Source organism: Clostridium sp. AF32-12BH (assembly GCF_003477935.1).
In the GTDB taxonomy this organism is placed as follows: Bacteria; Bacillota; Clostridia; order Lachnospirales; family Lachnospiraceae; genus Brotaphodocola.
The window spans coordinates 136,077-155,236 of record NZ_QUEH01000003.1 but is presented as its reverse complement, the minus strand read 5'-3'; the positions used below and the strand labels follow the sequence as shown (position 1 = coordinate 155,236).

Below are 19,160 nucleotides of genomic sequence, written 5' to 3'. Positions count from 1 at the left end.
ACGCCTGTAATCTGGCACAGGCCGGATTGCAGGCATGAAACATGCATGCGGGGCAGCAGGATTGCATGTCGTGCATGCGTGGACAGAAAACAAAAACGTGTGGAAAGGATAGACGAAGAGTATGACGATAAAAGACTGGTTAGAGGGACTTTCTTACAAGCTGGTACAGGGAAGCCTGGACGTGGAAGTAAACGAAGTCGTATACGATTCCAGAAAAGCGGCTCCGGGAGCTGTATTTGTCTGCATGAAAGGAACAAAGATCGATTCCCATGATTTTGTGGGACAGGTAACGGATGCGGGTGTGAAGGTGCTTGTGACTGAGCATGCAGTAGAGGCACCGGCAGATGTGACGGTCGTGGAGACAGCAAATGGCAGGGAGGCATTGGCGCTTTTATCGGCAGCACGGTTTGGCTATCCTTCCCGCAAGCTGACCATGATCGGTGTTACCGGAACCAAGGGAAAGACAACGACGACCCACATGATCAAGACGATTCTGGAGACAGCCGGAAAGAAAACCGGCATGATCGGAACCAACGGTGTCTACATCGGCGAGGAGCATTTCCCGACTGTGAACACGACGCCGGAATCCTATGATCTGCACCGCTATTTTGCAAAAATGGTGGAAGAGGGCTGTGCGTGCTGCGTGATGGAGGTTTCCTCCCAGGCAATGAAGATGCACCGGGTCGCAGGCATCCAGTTTGATTACGGCTTGTTTACCAACATTTCCCCGGATCACATCGGAAAAGATGAGCATGCGGATTTTGCGGAGTACTTATACTATAAAAAGCAGCTTTTTGCGCAGAGTAAGCGTGCCCTGGTCAATGTCGATGATGAGCACATCGAGGAAATTGTAAAGGATATCCCGTGTCCGTGGACCGGATTTGGCTTAAAAGAGGGAGCAGGCTTCCAGGCAGAGAACATCCACTATGTCTCTGAGCCGGATTTTGTCGGCGTGGAGTTTGACATCAAGGGCGAGCATCAGATCCCGGTGCGTGTCAGCATCCCTGGCAAGTTTAATGTATACAATGCGCTGGCGGCAGCAGCAGTTACGCTCTGGGTGGGCGTTCCGGCAGATAAGCTGCAGCATGCCCTGGAGCATTTAAAGATCAACGGCCGTATGGAGATTGTCTATACCTCCGAAAAATGCTGTGTGATTGTGGATTATGCCCACAATGCAGTCAGCATGGAAAGCCTTCTCGAAACGCTCAGGGAGTATCATCCGAAGCGCCTGGTGGTTGTATTTGGCTGCGGTGGAAACCGCTCAAAAGACCGCCGTTATTCCATGGGTGAGATCGGCGGCCGCATGGCAGATCTTTCCATCATCACTGCAGATAACTCCCGCTTTGAGAAGGTGGAGGATATCCTTGCGGATATCCGCGGCAGCATCGAGAAAACCGGCGGAAAATTCATCGAAATCCCGGACCGGAAGGAAGCCATTACCTACAGCATCACCCATGCCGAGCAGGGAGATATGATTGCCATCATCGGGAAGGGACATGAGGATTATCAGGAGATTAACGGAGTGCGTTATCCGTTTTTGGACCGCGCCGTGGTGGAAGAGGTTGTGAAGACCTTGCAGTAAAACGCATGCAGAATCCATGATGGAAAATGGCATGGCATTGCGAAACATGCTGTATGGAAAAATGACATAGAGCATTGTCAGAATGGCAGCATGTAAAAAATAGAAACAGAAAAGAGAACCGGACATGGAAAAGATAACGGTAAAGGATATTGTAACAGCAGTAAATGGAACGCTTTTATGCGGGGATGAGAATCATCCGGTGGAGCATCTGAGCATTGATTCCAGAACCATGAAGGGCAACGACTTGTTTGTGCCGCTCATCGGCGAAAAGGTAGACGCCCACCGCTTTATCGAGCAGGCCTTTGGCGCAGGAGCTGTGGCGGTGCTGACCTCCGAGCACGATCATGCAGAGGATGCAGATCATGCGTGGATCCGGGTGGCCGACACCAAAAAGGCACTGCAGGAGATTGGCCGCTATTACCGCAGCCACTTAAACCTGCCGCTTATCGGCATTACCGGAAGTGTCGGAAAGACAACCACCCGTGAGATGGTGGCAGCAGCACTTTCTGCAAAATACCGGGTTTACAAGACCCCGGGTAACTCCAACAGCCAGGTCGGTGTGCCGATTACGCTGTCCGAGATCACGTCTGCGGATGAGATTGGTGTCTTAGAGCTTGGCATGAGCATGCCGGGAGAGCTGACTGTGATTGCGAAGATCGCACAGGTGGATATGGCGGTGATCACCAATGTCGGCATTACCCATATTGAGCAGCTTGGAAGCCAGGAGAATATTTACCGCGAAAAGCTGACCATTCAGGATGGTTTAAAGGAAGGCGGCATTCTCTTTTTGAACGGGGATGACCCGCTGCTAAAGGAGACAAAAGCGAAAACCGGATGTCGTACCGTCTATTATGGAACCGGGGAAAATTCGGAGTACCGCGCGGAGGATATCCGCAGCGAAGATGGGTATCCGGTGTTCACAGCAAACTGCCGCGGCGAAAAATACATGGTGCGATTAAGCATTATGGGCCGTCACAACGTGTTAAATGCGATGGTAGCACTGGCTGTGGCGGATCTGAGCGGAGTTCCGCTTTCGGATGCAGTGAAGACTCTGGCTGCGTTTACCGGCTTTAAAAACCGTCAGCAGATCGCGGAAAAGAATGGGGTCACGGTCATCGACGATACCTATAACGCAAGTCCGGTTTCCATGAAAGCAGGACTTGAGGTGTTAGAGGCGAAAGCAAAAGGGCGCCGGGTCGCAGTGCTTGCCGATATGAAGGAGCTGGGACCGGATTCTGCCAAATTCCATTATGAGGTAGGAAGCTGGATGAAATCGCATCCGGTGGATGTATTATTTACATACGGAGAGCTTGCCCTGCAGATTGAAAAAGGCGCAAAGCGTTCCGGTATGAAGGCAGAATACCTGCATTTTGATGAAAACCAGAAAGAAGCAATGGTAGATGCCTTAAAAGCAAATCTTCAGACGGGTGACTGCGTGCTCTTGAAGGGCTCCAACAGCATGCGCCTGGGCGAGGTGGCGGCAAAGCTGCTGGCTGAGTAAAAAATTACTGTTTGCGCAGCACGTGAAGAGTAATGAAAGAAGCATGATAGCCAGCTGCACAAAGAATTGCCCGGTTTTGTGCGGGCAGGAATGAAAACATGGGTCGTAAGACCTCAAAAGACAGGAGTATTTATGGCAGAACAATATGCCAGTATTATCATAGATATTTCCCATGAAGACGTAGACCGGGTATTCCAGTACCGGATCCCGCCGGCGCTTTTGCCGCAGATCCGTGTCGGGGTGCAGGTCTGCGTCCCTTTTGGTTCAGGAAACAGAAAACGGACTGGTTATGTGGTGGAACTCACCGACAAGCCGGATTATGATAAAGATAAGATCAAGGAAATCATCGGAGTCACGGAAAAGAGCATTACGGCAGACAGCCGTTTCATTGAGCTGGCCTGGTGGATGAAAGAGCAGTACGGCTCCACCATGAATCAGGCATTAAAAACCGTGCTTCCGGTGAAAAAAAAGGTGAAGGCCCGCAATAAAAAGATTGTGGAAACCATGACCGGGATGCCGCAGTTGCCCGGAACGAGTCTGCATGACGAAAACAAGACTGGAACCAGCGCAAATGCGGCAGACGCAGGAAATGCAGCAGGAGCAGAAAACACAGTACCAGCAGCAGGAAACAGCTCTGCGGTTGTACTGAATCCGGAACAGCAGGCAGTTGTGGATGCCTTCTGCTCCTCTTACGATATCGGAGACCGCACTCCGTGTCTGCTCCATGGTGTTACCGGAAGCGGAAAAACCGAGGTTTACATGGCGATGATCGACCATGTGTTAAAACAACAGAAACAGGTGATCGTGCTGATCCCGGAGATTGCCCTGACCTACCAGACGGTGAGCCGGTTTTACAGCCGGTTTGGAAGCCGGATCTGTGTCATGCATTCCCGGCTTTCCGCGGGAGAGAAATGCGACCAGTTTGAGCGGGCGAGAAAGGGCGAGACGGATATTATGATCGGTGCCCGGTCGGCATTGTTTACGCCGTTTCCGAATCTGGGTCTCATCATTTTGGACGAGGAGCATGAAGGTGCCTATAAGAGCGAGACCACGCCCCGGTATCATGCCAGGGAGGTGGCTGAAAAGCTGGCAGAGTTAAACGAAGCCGCCTTTGTCATGGGCTCTGCCACGCCGTCTGTGGAGGCATACGCAAAGGCACAGGCAGGAATCTACCGCCTGTTCACCCTGAAAAAACGTGCCAAGGCAGGAAGTGAGCTGGCTGCTGTGGAGATCGCGGATCTGCGAAAAGAGATGGAAGCCGGAAATAAGTCCATCTTCAGCCTGCGTCTGCAGGAGCTGATCAAAGACCGGCTGGCGAAAAAAGAACAGGTGATGCTGTTTATCAACCGGCGCGGATATTCCAGCTTTGTCTCCTGCAGAAGCTGCGGCGAGGCATTAAAATGCCCGCACTGCGATGTGTCCCTGACACTTCACAACCATCAGCGGCTGGTGTGCCATTACTGCGGATACCAGATTCCGATGCCGAAGAAATGCCCGCACTGCGGTTCTCCGTATCTGGCGGGCTTTGGCATCGGCACCCAGAAGATTGAGGAGATGGCAGCGCAGATGTTTCCGGAGGCAAAGCTTCTTCGGATGGATCTGGACACTACCTCAAAAAAAGGCGGTCATGAAAAGATTTTGTCCGCATTCGCAAAGGGCAAAGCCGATATCCTGATCGGCACCCAGATGATCGTAAAAGGACATGATTTTCCGGGCGTGACGCTGGTTGGTGTACTCGCAGCCGACGTCTCATTGTATGCGCCGGACTACACCGCAGCGGAGCGGACGTTCCAGCTTTTAGTGCAGGCCGCAGGGCGTGCGGGACGCGGCAGAAAAGCTGGAATTGCACTGATCCAGACCTATATGCCGGAGCATTACAGCATCCAGACAGCCACCTCGCAGGATTATGAGAGCTTTTTTAAGCAGGAGATGGGCTACCGCAGGCTGATGCAGTACCCTCCGGCCTGTCATATGCTGAGCATGCAGGTGACAGGGGAAAATGAGGAGCTGATGACCCGGATCATGGAGGCCATTGCTGCTTCCGTGCGGAAACACTTTGAAGAACAGACCCAGATCATCGGGCCGGTTCCGGCACCGGTGTACAAAGTTAATGATATTTACAGAAAAATTTTATATATGAAACAGGAAAACTATGATATACTAATAAAAATCCAGAAGTATGTCAAAATGCGCTGGGATGAAACAGAAAGCTGTAAAAAACTAACCCTGCAGTGCGATTTCACGTAAACTGCAGCGGAAATAATCAGGGGACGCGTCACGGATGCCGCCCCGATAAGCAGAAAATGACTTATCGATCGAATACAGAAAGGAACAGATAAATGGCAATCAGACAGGTAAGAACCATTGGAGACGATATTTTAAGAAAGGAATGCAAACCGGTAAAGGAGATCACCCCGCGTATCGCAGAGCTGATCGAGGACATGTTTGAGACCATGTACGAGGCAAACGGCGTGGGACTTGCGGCACCGCAGGTTGGCGTGTTAAAGCAGATTGTAGTCATGGATGTGGATGACGGCAACCAGTATGTGCTCATCAATCCGGAGATCATCGAGCAGAGTGGAAGCCAGACCGGTCAGGAGGGCTGCCTGAGCGTGCCGGGAAAGGCTGGCATGGTAACCCGTCCGAACCACGTTGTGGTACGCGCTTATAACGAGAACATGGAACCGTTTGAGTTAGAGGGCGAAGAACTTTTAGCACGCTGCATCTGCCATGAGTGTGCACACCTTCACGGAGAACTCTATGTAGATTTAGTGGAAGGCGAGCTGATGGATGTAACTGCAGAACCGGAGGAAGAATAAGCATATGAGAATTGTATTTATGGGAACACCGGATTTTTCGGTGCCGACACTGGAAGCATTAGTTGCTTCCGAGCATGAGGTGGTTGGTGTGGTAACCCAGCCGGATAAGCCAAAGGGCCGTGGCAAGGAAATCCATATGTCACCGGTAAAAGAATGCGCTTTGCAGCACAACATCCAGGTGTACCAGCCGGTGCGCGCAAGGGATGAGGCATTTGTGGACGAGATGCGTGCATTAAACCCGGATGTTATGGTTGTGATTGCGTTTGGGCAGATCCTGCCGAAGAGTCTTCTGGAGCTGCCGAAATACGGCTGTGTCAACATTCACGCATCCCTGCTGCCGAAATACCGCGGCGCAGCCCCGATCCAGTGGGCAGTCATTAACGGTGACGAGGAAACCGGAATCACCACCATGATGATGGATGTCGAGATGGATACCGGCGACATGCTGGAGAAAACCGTTGTGAAGCTGGACCCGGAGGAAACCGGCGGAAGTCTGTTTGACCGTTTGAGCCTGCTTGGCGGAGACCTGATCCTTTCTACCTTAAGTAAGCTGGAAAAGGGTGAGATCACCCCGGTGCCTCAGGACCATGAGAAGGCAACCTACGTGAAGAAAATTTCCAAATCCATGGGCGATATTGACTGGACCATGGATGCGGTTTCCATTGAACGCCTGGTACGCGGCTTAAATCCGTGGCCGAGTGCGTTTACCAGGTGGAATGGAAAAATGTTAAAGATCTGGGAAGCAAAAGTACTTCCGGATCCGGACGTGAAGCTTCCCTGCGGCAGCGTGATCAGTGCATCCGACGAGGGCTTAAAGATCCAGACCGGAGCAGGTGTTTTGTGCGTGACCAGTCTTCAGCTGGAAGGAAAGAAGCGGATGGATACTGCGGCATTCCTCAGGGGATACCAGGTGGCAGCCGGTTCTATGATGGAAAGGAGTGAGTAATCATGTATGGTGGTTACTACGGGCTGGGCTACAGCCTTTTTGATCCGACAATGATCCTTGTGTACATTGGAGCGCTGCTCTCCATGTGGGCATCTTCGAAAGTAAACAGTACGTTTCAGCGTTATTCCCGCGTGCGCAGCATGACCGGCATGACTGGTGCGGAGGCGGCAAAACGTCTGTTGCAGTCCCAGGGAATCTACGATGTTACGGTTCAGCCGGTGCGCGGACAGCTTACCGACCATTATGACCCGCGGACGAAAACTGTGAATTTATCGGAATCGGTATATGGCAGTACTTCGGTTGCAGCAGTAAGCGTTGCGGCGCATGAGTGCGGACACGCGATTCAGGACAATGTGGGCTATGCACCGCTGCGTCTGCGCTCTGCGTTCGTGCCGATCGCAAACTTTGGAAGCAAGATTTCCCTGCCGCTCATTATCCTTGGTTTCTTTATCGGTCTGACTCCGTTTATTGAGATTGGTATCTGGATGTTTATTCTGGCAGTCTTATTCCAGATCATCACGCTTCCGGTAGAGTTCAATGCTTCCTCAAGAGCTGCAAATCTTCTGGACAGTCTTGGGATTTTGCAGGGCGATGAGGTGAGCGGTACGAAAAAAGTACTGGGTGCAGCAGCCCTGACTTATGTAGCGGCGGCAGCAGCTTCCATCTTACAGCTTATGCGGCTGATCATCCTGTTTGGAGGACGCAGACGAAATGACTAAACAGAACGGACCGACCAAAGAGCGGGAACTGATCCTGGATATCTTAATGGAGATCCTGGAACATGGCAGTTACAGCCATGTGGTATTAAAAAAAGCACTGGATAAGTACCAGTACCTGGAAAAACAGAGCCGTGCGTTCATTACCCGTGTGACGGAAGGTACGATTGAGTATCTTCTCACCATCGACGCGGTCATTGACCAGTGTTCCAAAACTAAAGTAAAGAACATGAAACCGGTGATCCGTACCATCCTCCGTATGTCGGTATACCAGATCTTAAAGATGGACCGGATCCCGGACAGCGCAGTGTGCGACGAGGCTGTGAAGCTTGCGGTGAAGCGTAAGTTTCATGGTCTGAAAGGCTTTGTAAACGGAGTGTTGCGGACCGTGGCAAGGGAAAAAGAAACGTTTGTATTTACCGACTGGGAAAGAAAATATTCCATGCCAGACTGGATCATAGAACTGTGGAAACAGCAGTATCCGGCAGAAACCGTGGAAGGGATCATGAAAGCATTTTTAGAGGAGCGCCCAACTTCGGTGCGCTGCAATCTGGACCGTGCTTCCATAGAGACAATCCTTGCAAGTCTTGAAAAAGACGGGGCAGCGGTTCAGAAAAACCCGCTTGCGGACCATGCGCTTCTCCTTTCCGGATATGATTACCTGGATGCTTTAGAGGCATTCCGGGAAGGCTGGATCACGGTTCAGGATGTCAGCTCTTCTTTTGTGGGAGAAGTGGCAGATCCGCAACCGAATGATGTGGTCCTGGATGTCTGTGGGGCGCCGGGCGGAAAGAGCCTGCACATTGCAGATAAGCTTGCGGGAACCGGACAGGTTGTCGTAAGAGATCTAACCGAGAACAAGATCTTACTGGTGGAAGATAACATCCGCCGCACCGGCTTTAGCAATATCCGGGCGGAGGTCTGGGATGCCCTTTTGGAGGATCCATCCTGGGAAGAAAAGGCAGATATGGTGATCGCAGATCTGCCCTGCTCCGGTCTTGGCATCATCGGGAAAAAGCCGGATATCAAGTATCAGGTGACAGAAGAAAGCTTAAAAGATCTGGCAGAACTTCAGAAAGATATCCTGTCGGTGGTCTGGAAGTATGTAAAACCGGGTGGGAAGCTGATCTACAGCACCTGCACAGTCGACCATCTGGAAAATGAAGACCAGCGTGCCTGGTTTTTAGAGCATTTTCCGTTTGAACCGGTAAGCATTGAGGGGGCATTTGGCAGTCAGGTAAGCGAAGAAACCATGAAAGACGGTTATATCCAGCTGCTGCCGGGCAAGTATCCGTGCGACGGATTCTTTATTTCCGCATTTCGGAGAAAACGGATAACATAACGCGGCTGCGGACAATGGAAAGCAGCCACAAAATCCTGTTGCCGGGCACGCATGCGTGAACGGCAATAAAGAAAGCAGATAATAGATTATGGAAAAGCAAGATATCAAATCCATGACGCTGGAGGAGCTGACAGAAAGCATCCGGCAGATGGGAGATAAGCCCTTCCGGGCAAAGCAGATTTACCAGTGGCTGCATCAGAAGCTGGTGACAGAGTTTGATGAGATGAGCAATCTTTCCAAGCCACTCCGCGAGAAATTGAAAGAGCAGTTTTTTCTGACAGCGCTGTATCCGGCGGATGTAAAGATCTCACAGATCGACGGAACCAGAAAATATCTGTTCCGGCTGGCAGACGGCAATGTCATTGAGAGTGTGTGGATGCAGTACCATCACGGAAACAGCGTTTGTATTTCGTCCCAGGTGGGCTGCCGTATGGGGTGTCGCTTCTGTGCTTCTACCTTAGACGGTCTGGAGCGGAATTTAACACCGGCAGAGATGCTGGATCAGATTTACCGGATCCAGTCCCTGACAGGGGAACGCGTTTCCAACATTGTTATCATGGGTTCCGGCGAGCCGATGGACAACTACGATAATGTGATCCGTTTCATCCGCATGATCACCGATGAAAACGGATTGAATATCAGCCAGCGAAACATTACGCTGTCGACCTGCGGCATTGTGCCGGGAATCTTGAAACTGGCAGAAGAAGATGTCCAGATCACGCTGGCGCTGTCCTTACATGCTCCGAACGATGAGGTGAGAAAGACGCTGATGCCGATCGCGAACCGCTATGCCTTAAAAGATATCCTGGCAGCCTGCCAGACTTATTTTGAGAAGACGGGGCGCCGTCTGACCTTTGAATACAGTCTGGTAAGCGGAGTCAACGATAATCTGGATGAGGCAAAGGCCCTGACTGCGTTGATCCGGCATATGCACGGCCATGTGAACCTGATCCCGGTCAACCCGATCAAGGAGCGTGACTACCGTCAGTCAGACCGGAAGGCAATCGAGGCATTTAAGGCATATCTGGAGAAAAATGGCATCAATGTGACGGTCCGCCGGGAAATGGGCCGTGATATCAACGGTGCCTGCGGGCAGTTAAGAAAAAGTTTCCTGGAAGAGGAAAACAAAGGAGGGATCTAAAGGCATGGAGGCATGTGCACTGACGGATGTAGGACAGAAGCGAAGCATGAACCAGGATTTTGTCTATGTGAGCACTGAGCCGGTTGGATCCCTGGAGAACCTTTTTATTGTCGCAGATGGCATGGGCGGTCACCAGGCCGGTGATTTTGCATCCCGCTTTGTGGTGGAAAATCTGGTGCGCTTTTTTGAAACGCCCTATCCGGACCGGGATGTTCACGGAATCCTGAAGGAGGGAATCCGTGCGGTGAATCGCGAACTTTATGAATGTGCCAGCAAAACCCCGGAGTTAAACGGTACGGGAAGTACGTTGGTATTGGCTACGATCAAAGGAAATGTCCTTTATGTGGCGAATATTGGAGACAGCCGTTTATATCTTTTGCGCGGAGAGCTGGAGCAGATCACAAAAGATCACTCTTACGTGGAAGAACTGGTTGCCATGGGAAAGTTAAAGCGCGGCAGCCGGGATTATATGGAAAAGAAAAACATCATTACCAGGGCCGTCGGCGTCAGTGACGAGGTCGATACGGATCTGTTTGCCCTAAAATTAAAGAGTGGAGACCAGATTTTAATGTGCTCGGACGGACTGAGCAACATGGTAGATGAATTCGAAATGGAATATATCATCCGTTCGGAAGATGGAGTAAAGGATAGAGCGAGGGCTCTGGTGGAGGCAGCCAACCGAAGCGGCGGGCAGGATAACATTTCCGTTGTCCTTATAGAACCGCAGATAAGAGAGGTGAGCTTATGATACTGAGACCGGGAACATTTTTGCAGGATCGTTATGAAATCCTGGAACAGATCGGTTCAGGCGGCATGTCCGTGGTATATAAGGCAAAATGCCATAAGCTGAACCGGCTGGTAGCCATTAAGGTTTTGAAAGAAGAATTCTGTAACGACAGCAGTTTTGTAAGCAAATTTAAGATGGAGGCCCAGTCTGCAGCGGGATTGTCCCATCCAAACATTGTGAGTGTTTACGATGTTATTGATGAGGGAAAACTCCATTACATAGTCATGGAACTGATCGAGGGGATTACCCTGAAAAGCTATATCCAGAAAAAGGGCAGGCTGGAGGTAAAAGAATCCATCGGCATTGCCATTCAGGTGGCACAGGGGATTGCCGCAGCGCATGAGCAGCATATCATTCACCGTGATATCAAACCGCAGAACATGATCATCTCCAAAGATGGCAAAGTCAAGGTGGCGGATTTTGGTATTGCGAGAGCCGTATCAGCCCAGACCATGACGTCGTCTGCCATGGGATCGGTCCATTATATTTCCCCGGAACAGGCACGCGGCGGCTTCAGCGATGAGCGCAGTGATATTTATTCCCTGGGTGTTACCATGTATGAGATGGTAACCGGCCAGGTGCCATTCGAGGGAGACAACACCGTAGCCATTGCCATTGCACATTTGGAAAATGCCGTGGTTCCGCCAAGTGTTTACAATCCGGAGATTCCGGTCAGCCTGGAGCGGATCATCCTGACCTGCATGGAGAAAAAGCCGGAGCGCCGTTACCGCAGTGCACAGGATGTGATCATGGACCTTCGCGATGCCCTGATCCATCCGTCCGGAGAGCGGACAGCAAACCAGATTGACGCAGAGGAGCGGGCGCTGAACGGGGAAACGGTTCAGATCAGCAGTGAGCAGCTGTCCCAGATCAAGCATTTCAGGCGTCCGGAACGTATGGAGCCGGAACACAGGGAAAACTACGACCGGGAAGCAAAGGCGGCATGGGAGTCCTATCAGGATGAAAAAGAGCAGGAAAAGGCATTACCTGAGCGGGAAAGAAAATCCGAGACAACGTCCAGAACCGTGCAAAAACGACGCAGCCGTGATGAGGAAGAAGACCGTGCCAACCCGCACATCGAGCGTATTCTGGCAGGTGCAGGAATTGTAGCCGCGATCGTAGTCGTGGCGGTGCTGATCGTTGTATTTTCCAAACTGGGAGCATTTTTCAAAGCCGGGAGCGGAATCCTTGGAAATACCCAGACGGAAAGCGCCCAGACAGAAAGCGGGGAGTTGATCTTAAAAGATACGGAAGTGTCGATGCCACCGGTACTTGGAATGACAGAAGATATGGCAGAGAGTACCTTAAAAGAAAGCTCTCTGACCATGAAGCGGACCTACGAATATTTTGATGATGTAGAAAAAGGTCATGTGGCAAAACAGGATCCGGAAGCAGGAAGTGTTGTGCTAAAGGGCGGTCAGGTCAATGTTGTGATCAGCAATGGAACCGACAAGCTGGATCTTGGCAAGCTTGGAATTACAGAACTGGATGAAACGACGGCGGTCAGCTTTCTGGAGAGCAAAGGTCTTCATGTCCAGGTTACGCAGGAAGAAAACGAAACCATCAAGGCCGGAACCGTGATGCGCTATGAACCGGAACTGGTGGCAGATGGCGGTACGGTATATCTGTATGTCAGCAGCGGACCTCATGTGGATAAGGTACCTGCTCCGTATCTGGTAGGAAAGACGGAGGAAGAGGCAATCGCGCTTCTGGCAGAGAATGATCTGATGCCGGGCAATACCTCGACGGAATCCAGCGATACGGTGGAAAAGGGCTCTGTCATCAGCCAGTCTGTGACTTCTGGCACACAGCTGGAAAAGGGCAGCAAGATCGATTATGTGGTCAGCAGCGGACCGGAAGTAAAACATCAGCGCTATGTGGCATCCATCAACCAGGTCTATGATCTGAGCAATCTGATCGGACCGGGCGCCGGAACCTCCAGCGTTACCATCATGATCCGCCTGCGCCAGGGAACTGCGGATGATCCGCATTATAAGGTGCTGACGCAGTCTACTACCATCAAAGGCGATGTACTCCTTCCGGTAAACTTTACCAGTATCGAGAGTATGGATGGCACCGATCAGGGTTCATTGGAAATCGTGGATGTAAATTCCGGCGCAGTCATTAAGACGTATCCGCTGACATTCTTCCCAATGGATTAGAAAGAGAAGAAAGAGACATGACAGGAAAAATCATTAAGGGAATTGCAGGTTTTTATTATATCCATGACGGAGTGGACAAGGTATATGCCTGTAAGGCAAAAGGAATTTTCCGAAACCGGGGCATCAAACCGGTAGTAGGAGACAATGTAGAATTTACCGTGCTGGATGAAGCCGCACTGGAAGGCAATATCGATGAAATTCTTCCGAGAAAAAATGTGCTGGTACGTCCGGCGTCAGCGAATGTGGATCAGGCTCTGGTGGTGTTTGCCATCACCCAGCCGGACCCGAATTTCAATCTTCTGGACCGCTTCCTCATCATGATGCTGGCGCAGGACATTCCGGTAACGATCTGCTTTAACAAGATTGATCTGGAATCCGAAGAAAAGCAGGAGGAATACCGGAAAATCTATGAGCAGGCCGGTTATCCGGTTATGTTTGTCAGCACGTATAAGAAGACCGGTGTGGAAGCCGTGCGGGCATATCTGCGTGGAAAAACCACGATCCTGGCTGGGCCTTCCGGTGTGGGAAAATCATCGCTCACCAATCTCTTGCAGCCGGAGGCGGCGATGGAGACGGGAACTATCAGCGAAAAGATCAAGCGGGGAAAACATACGACCCGCCATGCGGAGCTGTTCTGTGTGGAGGAGGATACGTACCTGATGGATACGCCGGGCTTTTCTTCCATGTATCTGGAAGAGATTGAACCGCAGAATCTGAAAGATTACTTCCCGGAGTTCGAGGCTTTCGAGCCTGCGTGCCGTTTTGCAGCCGACTGTGTGCATATCGGGGAGCCGGTATGCGGTGTCAAGGAGGCCCTGGCGGAAGGAAAGATCAGTCAGAGCCGGTATGACAATTACGGACTCTTATATCAGGAGTTGAAAAACCGGAGAAAATATTAATGTTCAGCGGTTGTGTGCGTGCGGAACTATTTCAAATGCTGCACGGGACACGAGTGTGAGGAAGGATTTTAGAAAAGGAATGAAGGAGTAAGTGACCATGTATATTTTAGCACCATCTATTCTTGCAGCAGATTTTGGAGATTTAAGAAAGGAAGTCCAGACCGTGGCAGAGGCAGGCGCACAATACATCCACATCGATGTGATGGATGGCATGTTTGTGCCGAGCATTTCCTTTGGCATGCCGGTCATCAAGAGCATCCGCTCCTGCACGGATAAGGTTTTTGATGTCCATATGATGGTGGAAGAGCCGGGACGCTATGCGGCAGACTTAAAAGAAGCCGGGGCTGACCTTCTCTGTGTGCACCAGGAGGCATGCTGCCATCTGGACCGCACGATCAATCAGATTAAGGAGCTTGGCATGAAGGCTGGTGTGGCATTGAATCCGGCAACTCCGGTGGAAACGCTTTCCTGTGTACTGGACCAGGTAGATATGATCCTCTTAATGTCTGTGAACCCGGGCTTTGGCGGGCAGAAATTCATTCCTTATACGGTAGATAAGATCAAAAAGCTCCGCGCTATGTTAAATGAGCGCGGTTTGAAGACCGATATCCAGGTAGATGGTGGAGTCGGACTTGGCAATGTAAAGGAACTGATGGAAGCAGGAGCAAATGTCTTTGTAGCAGGCAGTGCTGTATACAAAAACGACGCTGCAGCCAATGTAAAGGCATTCTTGAAAATTTTTGATGAGGCTGGGAAATAAATGAAACGGTGTCTGGTTATGACGGGCGGAAAGCTGGATCTGGCTTTCGCCCGCTCCTTTTTGGAGCATGAAACATTTGATAAGATCATAGCGGTGGACGGCGGTCTGAAAGCGGTGAAGGAGCTGGGACTGGTGCCGGACTATATCGTAGGGGATTTTGATTCGGTCTCAAGTGAGGTCCGGGAGGAATTCCGGCGGTACCCGTACATTGTATGGGAACAGCACAAGCCGGAGAAAAATGAGACCGATACAGAGCTTGCGAGAAACCGGGCGCTGACCCTTGCCTGTGACGAGATTGTATTTCTTGGTGCGACCGGAGGCCGCATTGACCATATGATCGGCAATATCCATGCGCTGAAAACCTGTATGGAGCGCGGAATCGATGCCTATATCATCGACGCCCAGAACCGGCTGTATCTGCTGGACGGGGAGCGGGAGTTCTCCAAAGAAACGCAGTGGGGAAAATACGTTTCCTTTGCCCCGTACACAGAAGAGGTGACGGGGATCACGCTGACCGGCTTTAAATACCCGTTAAAGGATAAGACCATCCGCCGCGGTGAAGAGGTGGGGCTTTGCGTCAGCAATGAGATCGCGGAAGATACGGCGAAGATTACGCTGGAGGATGGGGTGCTGATCTGTATCGAATCCAGGGATTAGGGGTCAGGAGCTTCTGGCTGTTTTGCAGGCTGGAAGGCACACGAAAACTGGACTGGTTAAAAAGTTTAAAACTGGCTATTAATATCACTCCACTTGCGTGCTATGATATGCGACAAGATCGTTGTTGCCGGCACAACATAAATACAAAAGCAGCAAGGGAGAATGATTATGAAAGACAGAGAAAACGATAAGGTATACAAGCTGGTACTGACTGCGCTGATGGCGGCCCTGTGTTATGTGGCCTTTACCTTCTTAAAGATTCCGATCCCGACTCCGGGCGGAGACACCACGGCACTGCATATCGGAAATGCATTCTGCGTTCTGGCAGCTCTGCTTCTGGGTGGTGGCTACGGCGGTGTGGCTGGTTCCCTGGGAATGACCATTGCAGATTTGTTAGACCCGGTTTATATTACCAGTGCTCCAAAGACCTTTATCTTAAAGCTCTGCATTGGTCTGATCGCAGGTTTTGTGGCACATAACATTGCACACATCACGGAGGATCACGACAGCAAATACATTATGAAGTGGTCCCTGATCGCTTCGATTGCAGGACTTGGCTTTAACGTGGTGATGGATCCGATTGTTGGTTACTTCTATAAAAATTACATTCTTGGCGTCCAGTCTGACGCAGCCAAGATCATGGCAACCTGGGCAGCAGGTGCAACCCTCGTCAATGCCATTGTCGGAACCATTGTAGTCGTCGTGGTTTACATGGCAGTGCGTCCGGTCTTAAAAAAGGCTGGTCTTTTTATGAAAATCAAATAAAGTCAGGCTGAAGCAGTGATAAAACGATAAAAGTAAAAGCAAAAAAACAGAAGAAAAACAGGATAATTTCTCATGATATTTATTTATAAGTGGAAATAAGTAAAATTCATGTTAAATTATCCTTTTCTTTTATAGGAATTAATGATAATATGAAAATAAGGCTTTTTTGCCCGAGAACCCAAAAAGGAGAGAGAACTTATGAAAAAGAAAATGCTGGCTGTATTATTAGCTGGTACCATGGCAGCATCCATGACCGCATGCGGAGGCAGCAGCTCCAGTAACACTGCAGACACCACTGCAGCAGCAAAGGAGGCTGGCGACAGCGCAGAAAAGACCGGGGAGGCAAAAGCAGACGCAAAAGACGCTTCCGAGTTCAAAATCGGTCTGATCACCGATGTAGGCGGCGTAAATGACGGATCCTTCAACCAGTCTTCCTGGGAAGGCCTTGAGAGAGCAGGCGAGGAACTGGGGGTGACCGTAAACTACTTAGAGTCCGCTACCGATGCTGACTATGCTCCGAACATGGAAACTTTTGTGGATGAGGATTATGACCTGATCATCAGTGTCGGCTACATGCTTGCAGATGCTACCAGAGCAGCAGCAGAAGCAAACCCGGATACCAAGTTTGCGATCATCGATGACGCAACCATCGACCTTCCGAACGTAACCAGCCTGATGTTCCGTGCTGAGCAGGCTTCCTACCTGGTAGGTTATGTGGCTGGTCTGACCACCAAGACCAACAACATCGGTTTTGTCGTTGGTATGACCAATGAGACCATGAACCAGTTCGGCTACGGCTACTGCGCAGGTGCGATCGATGCAAACCCGGACATCACCGTTCAGCAGTTCAATGCAAACTCTTTTGCTGATTCCGCTACCGGTAAGACCATGGCAAACACCGCAATCACCAACGGTGCTGACATCGTATTCCAGGCTGCAGGTGCAACCGGTCTTGGCGTAATCGAGGCATGCCAGGAGGCTGGCGTTTATGCGATCGGCGTAGACAGTGACCAGTCCAGCATTGCTCCGAACACCGTTTTAACCTCTGCCATGAAGCGTGTAGACAATGCAGTATACGAGGCAGTTCAGGAACTGATCGACGGTTCTCTTGAAGGCGGCGTGAAGACCTTTGACCTGGCAGCAGGCGGTGTAGACATCGCTCCGAGCCAGGATCTGATCGCACCGGAAGTCATTTCTGCAGTTGACGAAGTAAAAGAAAAGATTGTAAACGGCGAGATCGAAGTTCCGGATGACAAGGAGTCCTTCGAGGCAAAATACGGTGATGTATATCAGTTAGACTAATACAGATGCTATTATCGTGTTACATGGCACATTACGTGAATCGTAACATGACAGATACTGCATGGCAGACGCGGGGTTCGCAGATTTGCGGACCCCGTATTTCTATGCAGAATTTTATTTCATGGGAAAATCTGCCAAGTGGCATAAAAATAATGGAAATCGAGAATAAAAGTGACATTTGTCCTTTCTTGTTTATGGGAAATGTGGTATAAAAAAGGTATCATGAGAATAAAACCGGGGAAATAAACAAAATGAGCGAAGCAGATGACGTGATCAGCAAACTGAGTCCGAAACAGCAGAATTACTTAAATCGTTACTTTACTTATGCGCCGGAAGCCTTAAAAAGCAGCATGCAGGTGGTGCGGATGCCGGCGGGAACGACTTTCATTCAGGAAGGAACACTGGTCGATAAGGTGTATATCCTTTTAAAAGGAAGTGTATCCGCGGTTGACTACCGGGTGCGCGAAACGGTTTATGGGTTCTGCCATTTTGAACCCATTGAAATATTCGGGACCATGGAGATCCTGGGACAGATGAACCGATATAAGACAACGCTGGCCACGACACAGGACAGCCTGCTTTTAAAGATACCGGGGGATATCTGTAAAAAATGGCTTTTAAACGATGTATCTGCCCTGCGCATGGAAACTGAGCGCATCATTGGGTATCTTCTGGGCCAGTCCAGAAAAGAACGCCTTTATGTGATGCTGCCGGGCAATGAGCGGGTTTATCTCATTCTTACGAATTTATATGAAACCTACGGAAAATGTGATACGTACCGCGTATACTTAAGCAGAAAAGATTTTTCTGAAGTCACCGGTGTCTCCGAGCGGACGATTACCAGAGCGTTAAAAGATCTGGAGGAGAAGGGGCTGATCGCAAGAGATGGCTGGAGCATCGTTATGACGTGGGAGCAGTATCAGAAAATCCGGAAACTCGTAGGAGCACAGATCAATGAAACGGGGGAATGACAAATGAAGTATTCAGAAAATCCAGAGAAACAGTATCATATTCAGGTAGGAGAGGGCGATGTAGGTCGTTACGTGATTCTGCCTGGCGATCCGAAGCGCTGCGCCAAGATCGCCGCTTATTTTGATGACGCAAAGCTGGTTGCCGACAGCCGTGAGTATGTGACCTATACCGGCTACCTGGATGGAGTCAAAGTGAGCGTGACCTCCACCGGTATTGGCGGTCCGTCTGCATCCATTGCCATGGAAGAACTGGTCAAGTGCGGGGCAGACACCTTTATCCGTGTCGGAACCTGCGGCGGTATGCAGCTTGACGTAAAAAGCTCAGACGTTGTTGTGGCAAGCGGTGCCATCCGCATGGAGGGAACCAGTAAAGAGTATGCGCCGATCGAATTTCCGGCAGTAGCCGATCTGGACGTGACCATTGCACTTCGGGAGTCCGCGAAAAAACTGGGACAGACCTGCCACGTCGGTGTGGTGCAGTGTAAGGATGCGTTTTATGGGCAGCACTCCCCGGAGACCATGCCGGTCAGCTATGAACTTTTAAATAAGTGGGAAGCCTGGAAACGTCTTGGATGTCTTGCATCGGAGATGGAATCCGCGGCCCTTTTCATCGTAGCCAGCACACTGCACGTACGCTGCGGTTCCGTATTTCTGGTTATGGCCAACCAGGAGCGGGAAAAACAGGGACTGTCCAATCCGGTAGCCCACGACACCGATATGGCCATCCGTGTGGCAGTGGAAGCCATCCGGAAACTGATTCGCGAAGATGCGAAGTAACTTTCAGCAATTGCAAAGAAACGGAATCATTAC

17 protein-coding genes are annotated in these 19,160 nt (G+C 50.6%); all 17 read left to right on the top strand.

Going from position 1 to position 19,160, the window contains the following annotated elements; all coding sequences use genetic code 11:
- The first annotated feature begins 121 nt into the window (after nt 1–121).
- Nucleotides 122–1,582 carry a UDP-N-acetylmuramoyl-L-alanyl-D-glutamate--2,6-diaminopimelate ligase gene (locus DWZ40_RS03915; protein WP_118540979.1) on the top strand — a complete coding sequence of 487 codons (1,461 nt, stop codon included), beginning with the start codon at nt 122–124 and terminating at the stop codon, nt 1,580–1,582.
- A gap of 124 nt (nt 1,583–1,706) precedes the next feature.
- Entirely contained in the window at nt 1,707–3,083 is a 1,377-nt protein-coding gene (gene murF, locus DWZ40_RS03910) for a UDP-N-acetylmuramoyl-tripeptide--D-alanyl-D-alanine ligase (protein WP_118540977.1), read from the top strand.
- A 132-nt stretch (nt 3,084–3,215) separates the two neighbouring features.
- Nucleotides 3,216–5,330: a primosomal protein N' gene (gene priA / locus DWZ40_RS03905; RefSeq protein ID WP_118540975.1), complete on the top strand. Its 2,115-nt coding sequence runs from the start codon at nt 3,216–3,218 to the stop codon at nt 5,328–5,330.
- A gap of 92 nt (nt 5,331–5,422) precedes the next feature.
- Complete coding sequence (gene def, locus DWZ40_RS03900) at nt 5,423–5,902, top strand: peptide deformylase (RefSeq protein WP_118540973.1); 480 nt, start codon at nt 5,423–5,425, stop codon at nt 5,900–5,902.
- Nucleotides 5,903–5,906: 4 nt separating this feature from the next.
- Nucleotides 5,907–6,848, top strand: coding sequence for a methionyl-tRNA formyltransferase (fmt, locus tag DWZ40_RS03895; RefSeq protein ID WP_118540971.1), 942 nt, complete (start codon nt 5,907–5,909; stop codon nt 6,846–6,848).
- Nucleotides 6,849–6,850: 2 nt separating this feature from the next.
- Entirely contained in the window at nt 6,851–7,567 is a 717-nt protein-coding gene (locus DWZ40_RS03890) for a zinc metallopeptidase (RefSeq protein ID WP_118540969.1), read from the top strand.
- On the top strand, nt 7,560–8,906 hold the full coding sequence (gene rsmB, locus DWZ40_RS03885; protein ID WP_118540967.1) for a 16S rRNA (cytosine(967)-C(5))-methyltransferase RsmB: 1,347 nt from the start codon (nt 7,560–7,562) through the stop codon (nt 8,904–8,906). The genes DWZ40_RS03890 and rsmB overlap by 8 nt, the downstream gene beginning before the upstream one ends.
- Before the next feature lie 88 nt (nt 8,907–8,994).
- The gene (gene rlmN / locus DWZ40_RS03880) at nt 8,995–10,047 is read left to right on the top strand and encodes a 23S rRNA (adenine(2503)-C(2))-methyltransferase RlmN (RefSeq protein ID WP_118540965.1); all 1,053 of its coding nucleotides are present in this window, start codon (nt 8,995–8,997) and stop codon (nt 10,045–10,047) included.
- 4 nt (nt 10,048–10,051) lie between these two features.
- Nucleotides 10,052–10,795, top strand: a complete 744-nt coding sequence (locus DWZ40_RS03875; protein ID WP_118540963.1) for a Stp1/IreP family PP2C-type Ser/Thr phosphatase — start codon at nt 10,052–10,054, stop codon at nt 10,793–10,795.
- Nucleotides 10,792–12,996, top strand: coding sequence for a Stk1 family PASTA domain-containing Ser/Thr kinase (gene pknB, locus DWZ40_RS03870; protein ID WP_118540961.1), 2,205 nt, complete (start codon nt 10,792–10,794; stop codon nt 12,994–12,996). The genes DWZ40_RS03875 and pknB overlap by 4 nt, the downstream gene beginning before the upstream one ends.
- 17 nt (nt 12,997–13,013) lie before the next feature.
- Complete coding sequence (rsgA, locus tag DWZ40_RS03865) at nt 13,014–13,895, top strand: ribosome small subunit-dependent GTPase A (RefSeq protein WP_118540959.1); 882 nt, start codon at nt 13,014–13,016, stop codon at nt 13,893–13,895.
- A 97-nt stretch (nt 13,896–13,992) separates the two neighbouring features.
- Nucleotides 13,993–14,655: a ribulose-phosphate 3-epimerase gene (rpe, locus tag DWZ40_RS03860; RefSeq protein ID WP_118540957.1), complete on the top strand. Its 663-nt coding sequence runs from the start codon at nt 13,993–13,995 to the stop codon at nt 14,653–14,655.
- A gap of 18 nt (nt 14,656–14,673) precedes the next feature.
- Nucleotides 14,674–15,312: a thiamine diphosphokinase gene (locus DWZ40_RS03855; protein ID WP_243035185.1), complete on the top strand. Its 639-nt coding sequence runs from the start codon at nt 14,674–14,676 to the stop codon at nt 15,310–15,312.
- Between the two features lie 168 nt (nt 15,313–15,480).
- Nucleotides 15,481–16,077, top strand: coding sequence for an ECF transporter S component (locus DWZ40_RS03850; protein WP_118540953.1), 597 nt, complete (start codon nt 15,481–15,483; stop codon nt 16,075–16,077).
- Nucleotides 16,078–16,275: 198 nt separating this feature from the next.
- Nucleotides 16,276–17,379: a BMP family ABC transporter substrate-binding protein gene (locus DWZ40_RS03845; RefSeq protein WP_118540951.1), complete on the top strand. Its 1,104-nt coding sequence runs from the start codon at nt 16,276–16,278 to the stop codon at nt 17,377–17,379.
- 251 nt (nt 17,380–17,630) lie between these two features.
- The gene (locus DWZ40_RS03840) at nt 17,631–18,350 is read left to right on the top strand and encodes a Crp/Fnr family transcriptional regulator (protein WP_118540949.1); all 720 of its coding nucleotides are present in this window, start codon (nt 17,631–17,633) and stop codon (nt 18,348–18,350) included.
- Nucleotides 18,351–18,353: 3 nt separating this feature from the next.
- Nucleotides 18,354–19,127: a uridine phosphorylase gene (udp, locus tag DWZ40_RS03835; protein WP_118540947.1), complete on the top strand. Its 774-nt coding sequence runs from the start codon at nt 18,354–18,356 to the stop codon at nt 19,125–19,127.
- Nucleotides 19,128–19,160 lie beyond the last annotated feature (33 nt).

Bases quoted from the DNA above. Each gene is read 5' to 3' on its own strand.
- DWZ40_RS03840 (WP_118540949.1), top strand. From the start codon at position 17,631: ATGAGCGAAGCAGATGACGTGATCAGCAAACTGAGTCCGAAACAGCAG.
- fmt (WP_118540971.1), top strand. From the start codon at position 5,907: ATGAGAATTGTATTTATGGGAACACCGGATTTTTCGGTGCCGACACTG.
- def (WP_118540973.1), top strand. From the start codon at position 5,423: ATGGCAATCAGACAGGTAAGAACCATTGGAGACGATATTTTAAGAAAG.
- DWZ40_RS03855 (WP_243035185.1), top strand. From the start codon at position 14,674: ATGACGGGCGGAAAGCTGGATCTGGCTTTCGCCCGCTCCTTTTTGGAG.
- rlmN (WP_118540965.1), top strand. From the start codon at position 8,995: ATGGAAAAGCAAGATATCAAATCCATGACGCTGGAGGAGCTGACAGAA.
- DWZ40_RS03875 (WP_118540963.1), top strand. From the start codon at position 10,052: ATGGAGGCATGTGCACTGACGGATGTAGGACAGAAGCGAAGCATGAAC.
- DWZ40_RS03850 (WP_118540953.1), top strand. From the start codon at position 15,481: ATGAAAGACAGAGAAAACGATAAGGTATACAAGCTGGTACTGACTGCG.
- priA (WP_118540975.1), top strand. From the start codon at position 3,216: ATGGCAGAACAATATGCCAGTATTATCATAGATATTTCCCATGAAGAC.
- murF (WP_118540977.1), top strand. From the start codon at position 1,707: ATGGAAAAGATAACGGTAAAGGATATTGTAACAGCAGTAAATGGAACG.
- DWZ40_RS03845 (WP_118540951.1), top strand. From the start codon at position 16,276: ATGAAAAAGAAAATGCTGGCTGTATTATTAGCTGGTACCATGGCAGCA.
- rpe (WP_118540957.1), top strand. From the start codon at position 13,993: ATGTATATTTTAGCACCATCTATTCTTGCAGCAGATTTTGGAGATTTA.
- rsgA (WP_118540959.1), top strand. From the start codon at position 13,014: ATGACAGGAAAAATCATTAAGGGAATTGCAGGTTTTTATTATATCCAT.
- pknB (WP_118540961.1), top strand. From the start codon at position 10,792: ATGATACTGAGACCGGGAACATTTTTGCAGGATCGTTATGAAATCCTG.
- udp (WP_118540947.1), top strand. From the start codon at position 18,354: ATGAAGTATTCAGAAAATCCAGAGAAACAGTATCATATTCAGGTAGGA.
- DWZ40_RS03915 (WP_118540979.1), top strand. From the start codon at position 122: ATGACGATAAAAGACTGGTTAGAGGGACTTTCTTACAAGCTGGTACAG.
- rsmB (WP_118540967.1), top strand. From the start codon at position 7,560: ATGACTAAACAGAACGGACCGACCAAAGAGCGGGAACTGATCCTGGAT.
- DWZ40_RS03890 (WP_118540969.1), top strand. From the start codon at position 6,851: ATGTATGGTGGTTACTACGGGCTGGGCTACAGCCTTTTTGATCCGACA.